17 protein-coding genes are annotated in these 18,028 nt (G+C 60.2%); 16 read left to right on the top strand and 1 reads right to left on the bottom strand.

The genetic code is table 11. The features are described 5' to 3' along the window. The first annotated feature begins 51 nt into the window (after positions 1-51). The 12 genes from HF916_RS08175 to istB all read left to right on the top strand — a co-directional run bounded on the left by HF916_RS08175 (position 52) and on the right by istB (position 11,428). A complete protein-coding gene (locus HF916_RS08175; protein ID WP_168788447.1) occupies positions 52-1,107 on the top strand; it encodes a 3-keto-5-aminohexanoate cleavage protein in 1,056 nt (351 codons plus the stop codon). Positions 1,108-1,260: 153 nt separating this feature from the next. Then, positions 1,261-2,580 carry an MFS transporter gene (locus HF916_RS08170; protein WP_168788446.1) on the top strand — a complete coding sequence of 440 codons (1,320 nt, stop codon included), beginning with the start codon at positions 1,261-1,263 and terminating at the stop codon, positions 2,578-2,580. A 181-nt stretch (positions 2,581-2,761) separates the two neighbouring features. Next, on the top strand, positions 2,762-3,742 hold the full coding sequence (locus tag HF916_RS08165) for a quinone oxidoreductase family protein (RefSeq protein WP_168788445.1): 981 nt from the start codon (positions 2,762-2,764) through the stop codon (positions 3,740-3,742). A 10-nt stretch (positions 3,743-3,752) separates the two neighbouring features. Then, positions 3,753-4,601: a TauD/TfdA dioxygenase family protein gene (locus HF916_RS08160; protein WP_168788444.1), complete on the top strand. Its 849-nt coding sequence runs from the start codon at positions 3,753-3,755 to the stop codon at positions 4,599-4,601. An 18-nt stretch (positions 4,602-4,619) separates the two neighbouring features. Then, positions 4,620-5,180: an RBBP9/YdeN family alpha/beta hydrolase gene (locus tag HF916_RS08155; RefSeq protein WP_168788443.1), complete on the top strand. Its 561-nt coding sequence runs from the start codon at positions 4,620-4,622 to the stop codon at positions 5,178-5,180. A 1-nt stretch (position 5,181) separates the two neighbouring features. Beyond that, complete coding sequence (locus HF916_RS08150) at positions 5,182-5,898, top strand: DsbA family oxidoreductase (RefSeq protein ID WP_168788442.1); 717 nt, start codon at positions 5,182-5,184, stop codon at positions 5,896-5,898. Beyond that, positions 5,898-6,242 carry a Rieske (2Fe-2S) protein gene (locus HF916_RS08145; protein ID WP_168788441.1) on the top strand — a complete coding sequence of 115 codons (345 nt, stop codon included), beginning with the start codon at positions 5,898-5,900 and terminating at the stop codon, positions 6,240-6,242. The genes HF916_RS08150 and HF916_RS08145 overlap by 1 nt, the downstream gene beginning before the upstream one ends. Before the next feature lie 25 nt (positions 6,243-6,267). After that, the gene (locus HF916_RS08140; protein ID WP_168788440.1) at positions 6,268-7,896 is read left to right on the top strand and encodes a 3-(methylthio)propionyl-CoA ligase; all 1,629 of its coding nucleotides are present in this window, start codon (positions 6,268-6,270) and stop codon (positions 7,894-7,896) included. Between the two features lie 412 nt (positions 7,897-8,308). After that, complete coding sequence (locus tag HF916_RS50710) at positions 8,309-8,809, top strand: hypothetical protein (protein WP_240975187.1); 501 nt, start codon at positions 8,309-8,311, stop codon at positions 8,807-8,809. Beyond that, complete coding sequence (locus HF916_RS08130; RefSeq protein ID WP_168787652.1) at positions 8,781-9,179, top strand: hypothetical protein; 399 nt, start codon at positions 8,781-8,783, stop codon at positions 9,177-9,179. The genes HF916_RS50710 and HF916_RS08130 overlap by 29 nt, the downstream gene beginning before the upstream one ends. Beyond that, on the top strand, positions 9,172-10,650 hold the full coding sequence (istA, locus tag HF916_RS08125) for an IS21 family transposase (RefSeq protein ID WP_168787653.1): 1,479 nt from the start codon (positions 9,172-9,174) through the stop codon (positions 10,648-10,650). Before HF916_RS08130 ends, istA begins: the two co-directional genes overlap by 8 nt. Next, complete coding sequence (gene istB, locus HF916_RS08120; RefSeq protein ID WP_206001714.1) at positions 10,637-11,428, top strand: IS21-like element helper ATPase IstB; 792 nt, start codon at positions 10,637-10,639, stop codon at positions 11,426-11,428. Before istA ends, istB begins: the two co-directional genes overlap by 14 nt. 177 nt (positions 11,429-11,605) lie before the next feature. On the opposite strand, the gene ppk2 is transcribed toward istB, so the two are convergent. Then, positions 11,606-12,421: a polyphosphate kinase 2 gene (gene ppk2, locus HF916_RS08115; protein WP_168788439.1), complete on the bottom strand. Its 816-nt coding sequence runs from the start codon at positions 12,419-12,421 to the stop codon at positions 11,606-11,608. Positions 12,422-12,780: 359 nt separating this feature from the next. Here ppk2 and HF916_RS08110 point away from each other — a divergent pair, with 359 nt between their 5' ends. From HF916_RS08110 to HF916_RS08095, 4 genes are all read left to right on the top strand, one after another. After that, on the top strand, positions 12,781-13,485 hold the full coding sequence (locus HF916_RS08110) for a hypothetical protein (protein WP_431311367.1): 705 nt from the start codon (positions 12,781-12,783) through the stop codon (positions 13,483-13,485). Positions 13,486-14,099: 614 nt separating this feature from the next. Continuing rightward, the gene (locus HF916_RS08105) at positions 14,100-14,687 is read left to right on the top strand and encodes a BPSL1445 family SYLF domain-containing lipoprotein (RefSeq protein WP_168788438.1); all 588 of its coding nucleotides are present in this window, start codon (positions 14,100-14,102) and stop codon (positions 14,685-14,687) included. 1,114 nt (positions 14,688-15,801) lie between these two features. Next, positions 15,802-17,256, top strand: a complete 1,455-nt coding sequence (locus HF916_RS08100; protein ID WP_168788437.1) for a sensor histidine kinase — start codon at positions 15,802-15,804, stop codon at positions 17,254-17,256. Next, positions 17,253-17,876 carry a response regulator transcription factor gene (locus HF916_RS08095; RefSeq protein ID WP_168788436.1) on the top strand — a complete coding sequence of 208 codons (624 nt, stop codon included), beginning with the start codon at positions 17,253-17,255 and terminating at the stop codon, positions 17,874-17,876. Before HF916_RS08100 ends, HF916_RS08095 begins: the two co-directional genes overlap by 4 nt. Positions 17,877-18,028 lie beyond the last annotated feature (152 nt).

The raw sequence follows: 18,028 nt of genomic DNA, 5'->3' as shown, positions 1-18,028 counted from the left end.
GACATGCACCCGACGCCGAAGAAAAACATCCAACTATTTCTGGAGGAAACGATGCAATTTCTCGACGACTCGCTGCACCCGGAGAATCAGGACAAGGTAGTCATTACGACGGCTCCGTACGGACCGGAATGGGCGCCTGAGGATTTTCCTGAAGACATTCCAGTGACGATGGAAGAGCAGATCCAGAAGGCCGTCGACTGCTACAACGCGGGCGCGACCGTGCTGCACCTGCACGTGCGCGAGCTGGATGGCAAGGGCTCCAAACGCCTGTCGAAGTTCAACGAACTGATCGCGGGCGTGCGCGCCGCCGTGCCGGACATGATCATCCAGGTGGGCGGCTCGATCTCGTTTGCACCGGAAGACGACGGCCAGGCCGCGAAGTGGCTGTCCGACGACACGCGTCACATGCTGGCCGATCTCGACCCGAAGCCCGATCAGGTGACGGTCGCGATCAACACCACGCAGATGAACATCATGGAATTGCTCTATCCGGAGTACCTGGAAGGCACGTCGCTGGCCAATCCTGCACTCATGGCTGCCTACAGCGAAATGACGGTGCCCGCGGGTCCGGCCTGGGTTGAGGAACACCTGCGCCGCCTGCAGGCCTCGGGCATCCAGCCGCACTTCCAGCTCACCGGTATTCATGCGCTCGAAACGCTCGATCGCCTGGTGCGCAAGGGCGCCTACAAGGGGCCGCTGAACCTGACGTGGATCGGCATCGGCGGCGGCTTTGACGGTCCGAACCCGTTCAACTTCTTCAACTTCGTCCACCGTGCGCCGGACGGCGGCACGGTCACGGCCGAGTCGCTGCTGAAGAACGTTTTGCCGTTCAACATGATGGCGATGGCCATGGGCCTGCACCCGCGCTGCGGAATCGAGGACACGATCATCGACCAGCACGGCAATCGTATGAGCTCGGTGCAGCAGATCGAGCAGTGCGTCCGCGTGGCACGCGAACTGGGCCGTGAGATCGCAAGCGGCAAGGAAGCGCGCGAGATCTACAAGATCGGCGTGCAATACAAGACGGTGGACGAGACCCTCGCGGCCAACGGCATGGCACCGAGTCGCAAGGCAGGTGTGAAAAACCTGCCCCTGCGCGCCGCGTAACAGGGTGGGACTCGCCAACGGCATGATATCTCGCGCCGATGGTGATTGAAGAAGGAGGCTCCTCGGCTCGCATCGGGGGGCGACACAAATATCGGCCCCTTTTGTCCATCATGGGAAAAGGGCGCTGGACGCGCGAGACGCGGAGGAGACGAAATGCTTTTACAGCATGCAGAGCCCACGACGGGCGATGTTTCAGCAACACAATCTGGGATACCGGCCTACGCATGGGTGGTATGCGCGCTCACGATCGGCCTGCTGCTTTCCGACTATATGTCGCGCCAGGTCCTCAACGCGGTCTTTCCGTTTATCAAGTCCGCGTGGAACCTCTCTGACACGAAGCTCGGCTCGCTCAGCAGCGTGGTGGCACTCATGGTTGGCGTGCTGACCTTTCCGCTTTCGGTTCTCGCGGATCGCTGGGGCCGGGTCAAGAGCATTGTACTGATGGCGGCGCTGTGGAGTCTCGCGACGCTCGGATGTGCCATCTCGACGACTTACGGCGAGATGTTGCTCGCACGCGCGTGCGTCGGTATTGGCGAGGCGGCCTACGGAAGTGTGGGCATCGCGCTAGTCCTGAGCATTTTTCCGCCGCGTCTGCGCGCCACCCTCACCGCCACTTTCATGGCAGGCGGCGCATTTGGCTCTGTGATGGGCATGGCGCTGGGTGGCGCTGTCGCGACCCGCCTTGGATGGCGCTGGTCGTTCGGCGCAATGGCTTGCGTCGGTATCGCGCTCGTTGTCATTTACCGTTGTGTTGTCACGGAGAAAAGGCTGGCGGCACTGCAGCCGGCGACCGCCGGGCAGAAGGGTAGCCTTGGCGTGCGGATGAGCTTCCGCGCGCTGATGAAGGGGCTGTTTTCCACGAAGTCCGTCGTTTGTGCCTACGTGGGCAGCGGTGTGCATCTGCTCGTCCCGGCGGCCGTGTGGTCATGGATGCCGAGCTTCCTGAATCGCTATTACGGCATGGCGCCGGATAAGGCCGCCGTGCATGGTGCGGTGTTCGTACTCGTGACCGGCCTTGGCATGATCGCGTGCGGCTGCCTCTCCGACCGGCTCAACAGGAAGGTTGTACAAAGAAAGTGGCTGACCGCGATCGTGTACTGCCTGTTGTGCGGCGTCCTGCTCGGCATCGCTTTCCAGTTGCCGGCCGGCCGGCTGCAGCTCGTCCTGATCGGTTGCGGCATGTTCTTCTGTGCTGGCGCGACGGGGCCTTCGGGTGCCATGGTGGCGAACCTTACCCCGCCGTCGATCCACGCGTCGGCATTCGCCACCCTGACACTGGCCAACAACCTGCTGGGGCTGGCGCCTGCGGCCATCCTTACGGGCATCGTCGCAGATCGGATCGGCTTGCTCGGCGCCTTGCAGCTGGTCCCGCTGGCGCCGTTGTTCGCGGCGATCGCGTTCGCCATCGGCCGTGGCAGCTACAAGCGCGACCTTGACCTCGTGAATACACTACGTGAGAAGGCCTCGCTCTGAGCGGCTTCCTCGCGCTTGCCGCGGCGTCCGCCTGGCGAAGCGGCGGCGCGGTCGGTTAAGTCTGGTCAATAAAGCAGTACCCAAACACTTTGCGGTAATCGGCACCTGCGCCGGGACGTGATGGTCCTCCAGCAGGCGCATTCCGCTTCTGTAAATCGAGAAACAAACTGGAGAACGAATCATGGCGAAAGCAGTCCGCTTTCATGAAACCGGCGGTCCTGAGGTCTTGCGTTACGAGGACGTTGAAGTCGGTGATCCGGGACCGGGCCAGGTTCGCCTGCGCCATGAGGCAGTTGGTCTGAATTTCGCGGATACCTATTTCCGGTCAGGGCTGTACCCGGTTCCGCTGCCTGCCGGCATGGGTGTAGAGGCAGCCGGCGTGGTCGAAGCAGTGGGCGAGGGCGTGACGAACGTCGCGGTAGGTGATCGTGTCACCTACACGGGCTTTGTCAACACGCTTGGCGCTTACAGCACGGAGCGCCTGTGTCCGGCGGCACCGTTGATCAAGCTGCCTGAAGGCATTACCTGCGAGACGGCGGCAGCCATGACAATGCGCGGCCTGACCTCCTCATATCTGATGCGACGCATCTACGACTTCAAACCTGGCAATACGATTCTGCTTCATGCCGCCGCGGGCGGCGTCGGGCTGATCGTATCGCAGTGGGCCAAGCTGCTGGGGCTCACGGTGATCGGCACGGTTTCGAGCGAAGCTAAGGCGGAAATCGCCCGCGCGCATGGCTGCGAACACACCATCAACTACAGCCATGAAGACGTCGCCGTGCGCGTACGCGAGCTGACCGATGGCGCCGGGGTCAATGTGGTGTTCGACAGTGTCGGTAAGGATACCTTTGAAGCGACTCTGAATTCGGTCAAGCGCCGCGGCCTGATTGTTTGCGTCGGCACGGCATCGGGGCCGATTCCGGCATTCAATCCGCAGATCCTGGCAATGAAAGGATCGCCGTACCTGACCCGTCCGGCGCTCGCAGACTACATCGCCGACCCCGCCGAGAAGGCGGACCTGGCCGGGGAAATCTTCGGCCACGTTGCGGCTGGCCGCATCAAGATCGAGATCAACCAGCGCTATACGCTCGAGGATGCCGCACAAGCGCACCGTGATGTCGAATCGCGCAAGACAACCGGTTCATCAGTCTTCGTCATCTAAGGAGGGCACCATGCTTGTCGAACAACTCAACAACGCCATTGGCGCCGAACTGGTGGGCGTCAAGCTCGCCGACGCGATCCACGACGATGGCCTCTTTGCCGAGATCCGGGCGAACCTGCTCAAGCACCGTGTCCTGTTCCTGCGCGATCAGGACATTAGCCGTGCTGAGCATGTTGCTTTCGCGCGCCGCTTCGGTGAGCTGGAGGACCACCCGGTCGCGGGCAGCGATCCAGAGCATCCGGGCCTCGTGCGAATCTACAAGTCGCCGGATCAGCCCAATGACCGCTACGAAAACGCGTGGCATTCGGACGCCACGTGGCGCGAAGCCCCGCAGTTTGGCGCCGTGCTGCGCTGCGTGGAATGCCCGCCCGTCGGCGGCGACACGATGTGGGCGAACATGGTGCTCGCGTATGAGAACCTGTCCTCGCACGTGAAGGAGCAGATCGCCGACCTGCGCGCACGCCACAGCATCGAAGCGAGCTTCGGTGCCGTGATGCCGATCGAGAAGCGGCATGCCTTGAAAGCCCAGTATCCCGACGCCGAACATCCGGTCGTGCGCACGCACCCCGAGACGAGCGAGAAAGTGCTGTTTGTCAATGCGTTCACCACGCACTTGACGAACTACCACACGCCGGCGCGCGTGCGCTTTGGCCAGGACGCCAATCCCGGCGCGTCCGATCTGCTGCGTTATCTGATCAGCCAGGCGTACATCCCGGAGTACCAGGTGCGCTGGCGCTGGAAGCCGAACAGCATCGCAATATGGGACAACCGCTCCACGCAACACTACGCCGTGATGGATTACGCGCCGTGCCATCGAAAGATGGAGCGAGCTGGAATTATTGGCGACAAGCCGTACTAACCTGAAGGACTCAGCGTCGTGACGCTCAATACCGCACCTACCGTACTTATCGTGCCTGGTCTGCGTGACCATGTCGCCGAACACTGGCAGACACTGCTGCAGGCTCGTCTTCCCAAAACGGCTTCGGTGCCGCCGCTCGAGCAGGACAAGCTCAGCTGTGCGGCGCGCGTCGCGGCGCTGGACGAGGCCATCGCGAAGATCGATGGCCCGATCGTACTGGTCGCTCACAGCGCCGGCGTCATGATTACCGTGCACTGGGCGCAGCACCACAACCGCCCGATCCAGGGCGCGCTGCTGGCCACGCCGGCGGACCTGGAAGCTCCCATGCCCGCCGGTTATCCGACGCTGGACGTGCTCGAAGAACACGGGTGGCTGCCGTTTCCGCGCAAACCGCTGCCGTTCCCGAGTATTCTCGGCGCCAGCCGCAACGATCCGCTTGCAGGGTTTGAGCGCGCTGCCGGTATGGCGGCAGACTGGGGCAGCCGTCTCGTTGACCTCGGCGAAGTCGGGCACCTGAACCCCGCGGCCGGCTATGGCGACTGGCCACAGGCGGACACCCTGATCCGCGAGCTTCTCTGACATGGACGGTGCACTGAAAGCGGAGCAGGGCACGGCAGTGAACAACAACGTGTCGGTGACGGTCGATGTCCACTTCGATTTTGTCTGCCCATGGTGCCTGATCGGCAAGCGCAATCTCGATGCTGCCGTCAGTCGCCTCGCAAGCTTGCGTCCCGACGTCAGCGTCAAGGTGCGGTGGCATTCGCATCAGTTGCTGCCCGATACGCCCGTCGGCGGGGTCCCTTATCAGGCGTTCTATGTGGCCCGTCTGGGGAGTCCGGGCGCGGTCGCTGCGCGGCGCGCACAGGTTCAGGAGGCGGCTCACGCGGCTGGCATCGAACTGGCGTTCGACAGGATCGAGGTCATGCCCAACACACGGGCAGCGCACAAACTCGTTGCCTCGGCCACTGCCACAACCACAGGCGCGGTATGTAAGCGCGCGCTTTTGATCGACCGGCTGTTCACAGGCTATTTCATGGACGGCGAAGATATCGGCAACCCGGACGTGCTTGAGCGAATTGGCCTCGCGTGCGGCCTCGACGCCGCGAGCCTCGCTGACCATCTCACGACGTCGCGGCGAGAAGACAACTTCGCGTTGCCGCGTTCTACGCAGGCTGACGACGTCAGGGGCGTGCCGCATTTCGTGGTTAATTCGGCACTGTCGCTGTCCGGGGCGTACTCGCCCGGCGCGATCGCGGATGCCATGTTGCGTTCGATCGGTGAGCAGGAGAACAGATAATGTCACGCCAGATACCGGTCGGATCAGCCGATGAGCTCGCGCCAGGACAACGCAAGCTAGTCTTCGTCGACGGCCGCAGCGTCGTGCTCTTCAATATCGACGGCGAACTCTGCGCCGTCGACAACTCCTGTCCACACAATGGTGCATCGCTTGCAGGCGGCCAGATCGAAGGGCGCCTGCTTCGCTGCCCCGCCCACGGACTTCGCTTTGACGTCTCGACCGGTTGTATGCCGGGCAACGGCGGTTTGAGTCTTGCGACCTTTCCCATCCGGAACGTCGCCGGCAGGCTCGAACTCACCGTTGACGACACCCCGGCAGATCGGTGTCACGCGCAACCAGGCTGAATCTGGATAAATCAGGAAGATACTTATGTATGGTTTGATGATGCAGCAACCGCTGCTGGTCGCGTCGCTCCTCACCCACGCCGAGCGGCATCACGGCGGGCAGGAAATCGTGTCGCGACGGGTCGAAGGCGACATTCACCGATATCGCTATCGCGATCTCGCGCAACGCGCCAGAAAGCTGGCCAACGCCCTTGCTGGGCTCGGCATTGCTCAGGGCGAGCGCGTCGGTACGCTGGCTTGGAACGGCTACCGCCACATGGAGCTGTACTTTGCGGTGTCGGGTTCCGGTGCCGTACTCCACACGCTCAACCCCCGGCTGCACGTCGATCAGCTCGCCTACATCATCGATCATGCTGACGATCGCGTAATCTTCTTCGATTTGACCTTCCTCCCGCTGATCGAGTCTGTCGCATCGCGTATCAAGAGCCCGAAAGTATTCGTCGCGATGACCGATCGCGCAAACATGCCAGCAAAACACGATCTGCCGATCATGTTGCTGTGCTACGAAGATCTCATTGACGGTCACGGCGACGATTTCGCCTGGCCCCTCCTTGACGAGAACAGTGCGTCGTCGTTGTGCTATACATCGGGCACTACCGGCAATCCAAAAGGGGTGCTGTACAGCCATCGTTCAACGCTTCTGCACACCTATGCGGCGGCATTGCCCGACTCACTGAATTGCTCGGCACGCGACGTGATCCTCCCGGTCGTCCCCATGTTCCATGTGAATGCGTGGGGTCTGCCCTATATCGCATGCATGGTCGGCGCCAAGCTCGTGTTCCCGGGCCCCGCTCTCGACGGAAAATCGCTCTATGAGCTGATCGAGGCAGAACAGGTCACGCTCTCCGCGGGTGTTCCGACCGTATGGCAGGGACTGCTTCGACATGTGGCCGAGCGTGGCACCACGTTTACTTCCATGCGCCGCACGATCGTGGGCGGGGCGCCGTGCCCGACGGCCATGACCACAGAATTTCAGGAGCGCTACCAGGTCGACGTCCTGCATGCATGGGGGATGACGGAACTGAGCCCAATTGGTACGGTTTGCAGTTTCAAAGGGCACCACCAGTCATTGTCGACGCAGCAGCGCTACGCTATCCAGGCCAAGCAGGGCCGCGCCGTGTTCGGTATCGACATGCGAATCGTGGGCCCGGACGGCGAGGAGTTGTCATGGGACGCTCAGGTGACCGGCGACCTGCAGGTGCGCGGGCCGTGGGTGACGTCCGGCTATTTCGGCAGTGAAGAAGCGTCGCCCCTATGCGACGGCTGGTTTCCGACCGGTGACGTAGCGAAGATCGATTCCGACGGCTTCATGCAGATCACCGACCGCAGCAAGGACGTCATCAAGTCCGGCGGGGAATGGATCAGCTCGATCGACATCGAGAACGTGGCGTACCTGCACCCGGGGGTTGCGAGCGCCGTGTGCATCGCCGCAAGGCATCCGAAATGGGATGAGCGCCCGTTGCTGCTGATCGTAAAAAAGCCGGAGAGCGCGCTTGGAACCGACGAGCTGCTCGAATTCTTCGACGGCCGGGTGGCGAAGTGGTGGAAGCCCGATGCCGTTGTGTTTGTAGAGGCCCTTCCTCTCGGCGCAACCGGCAAGGTGCTCAAGAACCAGTTAAGGGATCAGTTCAGGGACTACTACCTGACGGCTTGACGCGGCCCGCGATAGTATGGACACCCGCATGTGACGGCATGTCGGGCGACCGTTCTTCTGGCTGCCTTCAGATTCGCCTGTGTATCCCCATCTCGCAATATTGGCCGCGATCCTATGGGTCCAGACAAATGACGCGAAATGGGTGCCGGGCCAACAAGTTGCAGGCGCCGAGTGTCGTGGGGCTCTCTGGGGTGTCATTGGCGTTCTGAAAGTCGTTTAAATCTGTCGGTCTGAAATCCACCTCTTCGCTGGTTTTCTTCGGGTTCGTCTATTTATCAAGGACGTGACTCTTCTTGCGCATTTTCTTCGTTCATCCTAGGCGTTTTCTTCCTTTATTGGTCCCGTTTGTCGGGATCAACCGGTTAAGGTTGCTCGCGGGTGGTGGCGCATGATCGGCGCAAGGGGGCCGATCATGAAACGCCAACGACAACGGCAGTGTTCCGGTTGCGGAGCGTTGTTCCGCCCGGACCCGCGCAACGTCAGACACCAGCGGTATTGCAGCGCCCTCGCGTGCCGTCAGGCGAGCAAGGCGGCCAGTCAGCGCCAGTGGCTTTCCCAATCTGAGAATCAGGACTACTTCCGCGGCCCGCAAAACGTCGCGCGGGTGCAGCGCTGGCGCGAACAGCATCCAGGATACTGGCGGCGTTCAGGTGTGCGGGAGGGCGGTGCGTTACAAGATGACTCCTGCGTGCAAGCCATTGAAACAAAAGAGGAATCGCCATTCTTAACGGGCGATGCGTTACAAGATGTCCTGTCGGCGCAACCCGCCGTGCTGATTGGGTTGATCGCCCATCTGACTGACAGTGCGTTACAAGAAGACATCGCGCTGAGCACCCGGCGCCTGCTACAACTGGGACAGGACATTCTGAGCGGGAGACGCGAGCATGGTGATCAAGCGGGTCATCTGCCCTGAGCGGATCCGGCAGGTTCCGGCGCAGTTCAGCTGGATCGATCACCGGCTGGTGCGCGAGCGGTATATCGAGCGCTGTGACGCCTGTGCTGCCGCGCTGTACCTGTTTCTGGTCACCGTTGCTGATGCCCAGGGCCTGAGCTACTACGCGGACACGTCGCTTGCGCAGCGGCTGTCGATGGCCCCGGCGCGCCTGTCGATGGCGCGCAGCGATCTGGTGCGTATCGGCCTGATCGCCTGGCAAAGGCCGCTGTATCAGGTGCTGGCGCTCGATACACCGCCGCCGGAGTCGGCGCCGCCCGCGCCTGCTCAAGCCGACGTGGCGACCCATCTGGAGCGGCTGCACGCGGCGCTGGGCAAACGCCATGCTTGATTACGAGACGTACTGCAGGATCCGCGACTGCCATGACCGGCAGCATCTGACGATCACGCAGACGGCGCGCGCGCTCGGGCTGCATGCGCAAACGGTGGCGAAATGGATCAGGGCGGGCGCGTATCAGCCGCGCCGCTCGCCACGGCGCGCGAGCCGGCTCGATCCGTTCAAGGCGCAGGTGGTTCGCTGGCTCGATGCGCATCCGTATAGCGTTCAGCAGGTCTTCCAGCGCCTGCGCGAAGCGGGCTTCGAAGGCGGCTACACGATTGTGCGCGACTATGTGAGCGCAATCCGCCCACCGCGACACGAGGCGTTCCTGAAACTTGCCTTCACTCCCGGGGAGTGTGCCCAGATTGATTGGGGCGAATACGGCACGATTGATGTGGGCTCGACGCGCCGGCGACTGTCGTTCTTCGTCATGGTGCTGTGCTATAGCCGCCTGATGTATGTCGAATTCACCGTGTCGCAGACGATGGAGCACTTCCTCGCATGCCATGAGCACGCGTTCGCAGCCTTCCATGGTTGCCCGGCCAGGGTGATGGTGGACAATCTGAAGTCAGCGGTACTGCAGCGCCTGGTGGGCGAGGCGCCGGTGTTCAATCCGCGCTATCTGGATGCGGCGCGTCACTGGGGATTCGACATCGTGGCCTGCAATGTAGGAAAAGGCAACGAAAAAGGACGGGTCGAAAATGGTGTAGGTTACGTCAAGAAAAATCTCCTCAACGGGCTTGAGCTCGCCGGGTTCAGCGCGATCAACCCCGCGGCCCAGCTCTGGCTCGAGACCATCGCCAATGTGCGTATACACGGTGAGACGCACCAGCGCCCCGTCGATCTGTTTGCAGCCGAGCAGGCGCATCTGAAACCGCTGAATCCATCAGCCTACGATGTCGCACGCATTGTGACGGTGCGTGCCAGCAAGCAGTTTCGCGTGGCGCTGGACACCAACCATTATTCCGTGCCGGCCCGGTATGCGAGTGCGCGTGTGACGCTCAAGGCATATCCCGAGCGGGTCTGCATCTACCACGACAACCAGCTGATCGCCCGACATGTGCGAAGCTACGATCGCCATCAGGATATTGAGGATCCCGAACATCCCAAGGCACTGCTCGCACAACGCCGCAATGCCCGGGAACAGCGGCTGATGATGCAGTTCCTGAAACTGGGCCCGCATGCCCAGGCCTATTACGACGGACTCGATCAACGACGTACCAATGCGCGACAGCACGTGCGAAAGATCATCGCATTAAGCGAGATCTACGGCGTCGAGGCGGTCGGGCGTGCCATGCGTGATGGGCTTGCGTTTCACGCCTTCAGTTGCGAGTACATCGCCAACATTCTGGAGATGAAAGCCCGGCAGATTCCCGAAGTCGGCGCGCTGCACCTGGTCCGCCATCAGGATCTGCTGGACATCGAACTCGCGCAACCGGATCTCTCGCACTACGGACCGGAGGAGCCCCATGACGAAAGCTGAACACACCACCATGCACCAGCGCAAACCCGCCATCGATACGTTGCCTGCACAACTCACGGAACTACACCTGAGCTACGTGCTGCAACATTACGAGGCACTGGCTGGCGACGCGGGCGCGCAGCACTGGTCGCATGTCGACTATCTGGCCCACCTGATCGAGGGCGAAGCGCATCGTCGCGAGGATCGTAGTATCGCCCGGCGCATCGCCCTGGCCCGTTTCCCGATACTCAAGACGCTCGACCAGTTCGAATGGAGCTGGCCCACCCACATCAACCGGCTGCAGATCCAGAACCTGTTCCGGCTGAACTTCATCGAAGAGTCGGCTAACGTGATCTTCCTCGGCGGCGTCGGGCTCGGCAAGAGTCACCTGAGTATTGCGCTCGGACATACCGCGTGCCTGCGCGGCTACCCGGTGCTCTTCGCTAACGCGGTGGATATCATTAACTCGGTGAACGCCGCCTATGCGCATGGCGGCCTCAAACGCGAATTGCGCCGCTACGTCAAACCGCGCCTGCTTATTGTCGATGAACTGGGATATTTACCCATCGATAAACAGGGTGCCGACGCGCTGTTCCAGATCATCAGTCAACGATATGAAAAGAGCGCAACCATCATCAACTCCAATCGTGCCTTTAAACACTGGGCTGAGATCTTCAACCACGACACCACGCTCACCTCCGCGTTGCTCGATCGCATCCTTCATCACGCCGAGACTGTCGTCATCGAAGGCAAAAGCTATCGGATGAAAGACCAGATCGACCCTGATCCTGCCGCTTGACCGTCTTCAGCATAGTGAGTTTCAAACCGTCCGTTTTGCGTGACATTCGCGCCGCTCCTGACATGGGGCGAGTCAGGGCAAGACCGATGTCGGCTTTCACTCGGTGCCTGCAAGCTGGCGACGATCGGCGCCCGTGACGATAGTGCAGGCCTTCGTTCGGGGGTGAGGCCAACGGGGTCAGAAGGGCTCGGCTATGTACTTGTACGGATAGCCCGGATCTTTATAGCCATTGGGTTCTTGTCTCTTCGGCAGGGTAATTTTTTTACGCGGAGGCGCTTGATAAGGAATCCTTCCAAGCAGGTCGCTGATGATGTTGAGTCGAACGCGCCGCTTGTCGTTCGAATTTGCTACATACCACGAAGCGATCTCGGTGTCCGACGCCTCGAACATCGCGTCGCGTGCACGGGAGTAGTCATGCCATCGGCTATAAGATTTCAGATCCATTTCCGTCAGCTTCCAGACCTTGCGTCCGTCGTGGATGCGAGCTTCAAGGCGGCGCGTCTGTTCTTCGGGGCTGACCTCCAGCCAGTATTTAAGCAGAATCACCCCCGAATGGACGATTGCACGCTCGACCAGCGGCACCGCCTTGAAGAAGCTCTCGACGTCCTCATCGGAACAGAAACCCATCACTCGCTCGACTCCCGCGCGGTTGTACCAACTGCGATCGAAGATCACAACTTCCCCCGCGGCCGGCAGGTGCGGCACGTAACGTTGTAGGTACATCTGGCTCTTCTCGCGTTCACTTGGCGCAGGCAACGCAACCACGCGGAATATCCGCGGACTCACCCGTTCGGTAATCGCCTTAATAGTGCCGCCCTTACCTGCGCCGTCGCGTCCTTCGAAGACAATGCAGATCTTGCTTCCCGTTTGCACTACCCATTCCTGAAGCTTGACCAGTTCAACGTGCAGCTGGAACAACGCCTTCTGGTATTCCTTGTACGAAAGGGCTTTGCCCTCTGCGGAAGGGACTTGTTTCCCCCGAGCTTTCGCCATTCCCATATCTCCACGCGGACGTGACCTGCGTAATTTTCCCGTGATCCTCTAGCAAGGTAGGATGCTGAACACCGGAAAGCCATACGACCTTGGTCCAATATCGTCGCTAGATCGTGCGCAGTATCTTGCGTGAGTCCGCCGTGGGATCGTGGATCCAATGGTCGTCGCCATGCCACGCCGGCGCGTTGATTCGAACGGCACCATCGCCGTCAATAAAAAGGCGCTGGTCACCGAAGCAGCTTTAGGACTGCTGCCCCGTTTGTGATCGGCGCGACGAAGATTTCCCATCCAACGGCATCCGCCCGGAGCCGCGTGTTGACATGCCATGAGCGCGTTCGGCCAGGTCGGACACTAATCACATGCCAACCGCGGCGAGAGACCTCATGTGCGCTACCGGTCTAGTGGATCAGGAAAACATCGACGCTCGCGAGCCGGTTCTGGATACCGTCGATCGGGTGTCCGAATTGTGTTTTGGTCTATTCATGGCGCTAACGTTTGTCGGCGCCGTGTCGGCCGTCACAGCCGGCGAAGGTGCTGGGCGAAAAATGTTTTACACGGCACTTGGCTGCAACCTCGCCTGGGGCCTCGCCGATGCTGTGATGTTTCTCGTACGCACGTTGACGAATCGCGGTCGGCGGCTTAGGCTTGCGCTGACCGTGAGACATGAGCTGGATGCGGCGGCTGGAGTTCACGCGCTTCGTGAAGCATTGCCCAGGTGGGTCACGCCGCTGATCGCCGATACGGAACTGGAACTCATCCGGGCGCGCCTTGCCGCTATCCCCGATTTGCCGCACCGGCCGCACTTTTTGCGGGCTGACATAGTCGGAGCGGCGGCCATCTTTCTGATCGTGGTCTCCTCGACTTTCCCGGTTGCCTTGCCATTCGTCGTGTTCAGGGACGTCCCGACTGCCTTGATCGTCTCGCGTGCGTTGACGATTGCCATCCTGTTTGGAAGCGGAATAGCGCTGGGCCGCCACTCCGGGTTCGGTGAATGGAAGGCGGGATTTGCTATGGCAGCGCTTGGCGTAGTGCTGACCGTGGCGATCATTGCCTTGGGAGGATAAAGCAGGCGCGGCTCTCCCGGGCTGCGCTCAAGGCATTGGTACCTGCTCCTGGAACCTCTATCCGCTACCAGCACTTTGAAGCGACCGGTCGATTATGCTGTTCCGCGCGCGTTGGGCCAGAATTCGCCGGCAGGGCCTAGAGTGGTAGTGCGCCCAGGCCTCCGTCCGGCTCCGGACATTTGTGCGCCATCCTCGCCTATGTTCGAGAATTGACGCGTTGCAATTGACCGCGCATCGGGTCGACTGCAAACCTCTCGTGATTGGCCCCCAACGCTGCTGCCGCGGATCCGGTCGCCCGGCGTAAGACCAAGGTCCGATTTTCCGATTGTCGCATCGTGACATCATGCAGTCGGAGGCATCGCCACCGACGCGCCCGGTCACCGAAGCGTAACGGTTTGCATGTTCGCGGCGGCTGGGCGTCTGTGCCGTGCAGAAAGGAGCGGTAGGCCCAGTGATGGCTCCACGGGTCGCTGTATACCGCCCCGTTGCTCGCTGGATGGGCCAGCACGGCGAGCCAAATTGCGGGCAACTGGTGGATTGCGATTGGGCAAGGGACCGAAGCGGCCAAAAATGGGGGCTGGCGATCCGCACCGTAACCACAATGGAGGTCGATAATGAACAGACGGAATTTTATGCAACAAATCGCGATTTCAACCGCCGCCGCGAGTTTGGCTTTGACGGGTTGCACCGCGACATCCGGGAGCGGCAAGAGTCCCGAAACTGACGCTGCAAGGCGGCAAGAGATCAATTCAGCCGTGGACGGCACGTTGTCACGATTGGCCGCGACAGTAAAAGGTTCGAGTGAACTCATATCGAAGGCCCAGGGGGTGTTGGTTTTCCCATCGGTGAAAAAGGCGGCCTTCATTGTCGGCGCCGAGTACGGCGAGGGCGCGTTGCGTGTCGGCGGCGCGACAGTCGGCTACTACAATACGACCTCCGCTTCATTTGGATTTCAGGCGGGCGCCCAGTCGACCGCAGTCATATTTCTCTTCATGACGCAATCCGCGCTGGACGGATTCCGCAATTCGTCGGGGTGGTCCGCTGGAGCCGACACAGGAGTCTCGATCGCGAAAGTAGGCGCCAACGGCGCGATAGACACAACATCAGCGACCTCGCAGGTGGTAGCGCTGGTCTTGACCAACGTCGGTCTGATGGCGGATCTGTCGCTAGCCGGAACGAAGGTGACCAAACTTGACCTTTGAGCGTGTGCTACGGCTCTGCCATGCAGAATTAATCAGCATGCTCAATGACTGCCCCATTGATTCGAAACCGGCCATAGCGGACGGCAGGGTGCGGTACGAGCAACGTGTGTGAGTCGGTCGGGCGGCATCCGTTTCGCGCGTGTGTCGGTTCCTCTATTCATGTTCTACAGCGACTCCGCAACACTGAAGGTGGCCGATCTGGCAAGAGCGCTGGCCAGCGGAATCCATGTGTAGCCGTGCGGCTGCGCGCGTCGGATCGGTCTCGACGGAGCCGCGACGCCTGGGCGCAATATCATCATTGACATCAATGATTTCAACGAGACTCTATTGGCGCCTTCTCGTCCTTCCACGCGGATAGGAATGACCTCGACGCGAGCTGGTCGGCGCGTCTTTATTACCATTTGGCGAGCCGCAATGACTCGCTATTCATGGCGCAGTGGAGGGTGATTTTACTTGGAGATTCATATTCTGATTCACGCACTACCCGCAGATTTTTTGCCGGCGCAAGAAGCTCGTCCTGCATCCAGTATGGCGATAGGACGAAACGCGGAATATATCTAAATAGTCCTTTAGACGTGTCGGGCCGTCGCTGCCTGGATATTGGCTCGTATAAGCTATGTGACGCGAAATTCTCCTCCGGTGTTGGTGGGGGCATACGTAAATGTATGCAGACCTGGCCGCGATTGACGCGAGAAAATGCAGCCGCCAAATTGCCTTTCGCAAGCGCGGGAGGATAGGTCGGTCGACCCTCAAATGCTATGCACGTCAGTCCGAAAAGCCACTGCCTCACGCTTGCCCGCTTCCGACCAGAAATACGGTCGCGCACAGTTATCGCACATATATACAAACACGCCGATTGACCGGGATCAAATCAATTATTCAACGTTTTAAATAATTGATGATGAATCTCCGGTTCAGAACGCCCGCAGAGCGTGGATTGCAAATTGCAAAAAAATTCTTTCAATGTCCCTCAAATTTATTCTTGAGGTCCTATACTGCTCTCAAGTTACCGATGGCCCGCACCAGATGCCGCGAATCGGTATAGTTGACCGTGACCGAACATGGCGAGACGGTGGCTTTGGATATGCACTAACCATTGGTTTCGGAGATACCAATGATCACTCTGGTTGTGCGTGGCAGAGACCTGGTGCAAAGCATGGTCAGTTTTGCTATGGCCTGCTGCGGGCAACAGCGTCCCTCGCCTCGAAGTGTCCACCGCCCGTTGCATGTGTCACCCATCAGCGCTCGTTCGCTTCGGGAACGAGGATATTGGCGGCTGAGAACACCAGGCGCTAAATCATTGGCGCTCCTCGGCGACGTTGCGGATCAGCCCAAAAAGCGGATCGCTGCCGATGAACGTGAGCTTGCCAATGCAAAGCCGGGACGGCAAGGACATACAGGCGCCAGCGCGGCAGGTCTGCCAGAAGAAGGATGCGGCAGGCGCGGGGTTCTGGACGAAAGAATTCACTTGAGGGACGCGCTTGAGATGTTGCCGGTCGCGACGCTTACGATCGATCAGAAAAATCAGATAATCTTTGCGAACGCCAGTGCGATAGAACTGTTCGGCTATACCGGCGAAGAATTGACCGGCGCACGGATCGAGATGCTGTTCCCGATCCATGCTTGGCGGGGTTGCGATTCTATGGCCGAAGACCGTGGCGTCGAACACAAGATCACCGACGGGACAACGACACAGGTGCTGGTCGCGCGCCGGCGCGACGGTGAAGGTTTTCACGTGGAAGCCAATACCACGAAATACAGCGCGTCCGATCAGGGTTTGCAGATCATCGCCATAGCGGGTCGCGTCGCGTGCCGCGAAATCGATCGAAACCGGACGGAAATGGCTCATCTGGTGCGAGTTTCATCTTTGGGAGAACTCGCAAGTTCTCTCGCACACGAGCTGAATCAGCCGCTTACCGCTATCTTGAGCAACGCGGAAGCCGCGCAGAAATTCATCGAAGCGGAGAAGATCAATACGGCAGAGCTCCGCGAGGCATTGGGCGACATCATTCTGGATAACCGTCGCGCGAGCGAAGTTATCCAGAAGATCCGGACGATGGTACGAAAAGGTGACCTGGAGTTGCAGCCGGTAGACGTTGGCGAGGTGGTCCGAGACATCGCCTTGCTCGTACATAGCGATGCGGTGGCGCGGGAAGTTCGCACGAAATTCGACATTGCCGACAATCTGGCAACGGTGTTCGGCGATAAGGTTCAACTGCAGCAGGTTTTGCTCAATCTGCTGCTGAACGCCTTCGACGCGGTGAAGGAATGCGATCCAAAGGAGCGCATCATCGAGACAACGGTGCGAGAAGAGGTTGGGGGAGGCGTACGGGTTACGGTGAAAGATCGAGGTCAGGGGCTGACCGTCGACCAGATGAATAAAGTATTCCGGCCGTTCTTCTCGACCAAGCCTCAAGGGCTCGGTCTCGGCCTTTCCATCAGCCGCACGATCGTGACAGCGCACGGAGGCCAGTTATGGGCGGAGAACAACGAGTGCAAGGGAGCGTCGTTTCACATAACGTTGCCTCAGAAAGCGGCCATAGGAAGGGATCCCCGCGGGCCGTCATGAATCCGGGCGCCGCTCGTGTTTTCCTCGTCGACGACGATGAGCGAGTTCGATGCGCGCTCGCCCGACTGCTGCGCGCATCGGGCTACCTGGTTGAATCTTTTGACAGCCCTGAAGCTTTTCTAGATAGAGCCGACCTGGCCAGCGTACCCGCATGCCTCGTTCTCGATTTGCAGATGCCGGGAATGTCGGGGCTGGAAGTGCAGCGCAATCTCAATCAGCTCTTGCCCATCATTTTTTTGACAGGGCACGGCGGCGTCGGGTCAAGCGTTGAAGCAATGAAGGGTGGTGCGCTCGATTTTCTGCCCAAGCCGGTATGCCAATCCTTATTGTTTGCCGCGGTGGACCGCGCGCTCGAGTGCGCTTGCATAGAGTGGGCGAAGAGGTGCGAAAAAGCTGAGTTGCAGGAACGGGTCAATCTTCTCACGCACCGCGAGCGCGAAGTCATGGCGCTCTTATTGACTGGGCGTCTGAACAAACAGGTCGCCAGCGAACTTGGCGCGGCTGAAAAGACAATCAAGATTCATCGCGCTCGGGTGATGAAGAAGATGAAGGTACGATCGATTGCTGAACTCGTTCGGCTTGCGGAAAAGGTCGGCGTGGACGCAGCCGACGACATATAAGTCTGCATGGGCCGATCGGGATTTCGCGGGAGGGATGTCGGCCCCATTCCATCCTGTTGATGCCGCTAGTGGACCAAGGTCCTATATCTCGCTTCATCACCTCACGCTACGCTGGTACTCCGAATGAGCTTACTCATGGAGCGACCGCACTT

Source organism: Paraburkholderia aromaticivorans (assembly GCF_012689525.1).
Lineage (GTDB): Bacteria > Pseudomonadota > Gammaproteobacteria > Burkholderiales > Burkholderiaceae > Paraburkholderia > Paraburkholderia aromaticivorans_A.
This window is presented reverse-complemented; position numbering and strand designations above follow the sequence as displayed.

Excerpts from the sequence above, each read along its gene's own strand:
- HF916_RS08100 (WP_168788437.1), top strand. The coding sequence starts at position 15,802 with ATGATCACTCTGGTTGTGCGTGGCAGAGACCTGGTGCAAAGCATGGTC.
- istA (WP_168787653.1), top strand. The coding sequence starts at position 9,172 with ATGCTTGATTACGAGACGTACTGCAGGATCCGCGACTGCCATGACCGG.
- HF916_RS08095 (WP_168788436.1), top strand. The coding sequence starts at position 17,253 with ATGAATCCGGGCGCCGCTCGTGTTTTCCTCGTCGACGACGATGAGCGA.
- HF916_RS08130 (WP_168787652.1), top strand. The coding sequence starts at position 8,781 with ATGGTGATCAAGCGGGTCATCTGCCCTGAGCGGATCCGGCAGGTTCCG.
- HF916_RS08175 (WP_168788447.1), top strand. The coding sequence starts at position 52 with ATGCAATTTCTCGACGACTCGCTGCACCCGGAGAATCAGGACAAGGTA.
- istB (WP_206001714.1), top strand. The coding sequence starts at position 10,637 with ATGACGAAAGCTGAACACACCACCATGCACCAGCGCAAACCCGCCATC.
- HF916_RS08105 (WP_168788438.1), top strand. The coding sequence starts at position 14,100 with ATGAACAGACGGAATTTTATGCAACAAATCGCGATTTCAACCGCCGCC.
- HF916_RS08160 (WP_168788444.1), top strand. The coding sequence starts at position 3,753 with ATGCTTGTCGAACAACTCAACAACGCCATTGGCGCCGAACTGGTGGGC.
- HF916_RS08170 (WP_168788446.1), top strand. The coding sequence starts at position 1,261 with ATGCTTTTACAGCATGCAGAGCCCACGACGGGCGATGTTTCAGCAACA.
- ppk2 (WP_168788439.1), bottom strand. The coding sequence starts at position 12,421 with ATGGCGAAAGCTCGGGGGAAACAAGTCCCTTCCGCAGAGGGCAAAGCC.
- HF916_RS08145 (WP_168788441.1), top strand. The coding sequence starts at position 5,898 with ATGTCACGCCAGATACCGGTCGGATCAGCCGATGAGCTCGCGCCAGGA.
- HF916_RS08140 (WP_168788440.1), top strand. The coding sequence starts at position 6,268 with ATGTATGGTTTGATGATGCAGCAACCGCTGCTGGTCGCGTCGCTCCTC.
- HF916_RS08165 (WP_168788445.1), top strand. The coding sequence starts at position 2,762 with ATGGCGAAAGCAGTCCGCTTTCATGAAACCGGCGGTCCTGAGGTCTTG.
- HF916_RS50710 (WP_240975187.1), top strand. The coding sequence starts at position 8,309 with ATGAAACGCCAACGACAACGGCAGTGTTCCGGTTGCGGAGCGTTGTTC.
- HF916_RS08150 (WP_168788442.1), top strand. The coding sequence starts at position 5,182 with ATGGACGGTGCACTGAAAGCGGAGCAGGGCACGGCAGTGAACAACAAC.
- HF916_RS08110 (WP_431311367.1), top strand. The coding sequence starts at position 12,781 with ATGCCAACCGCGGCGAGAGACCTCATGTGCGCTACCGGTCTAGTGGAT.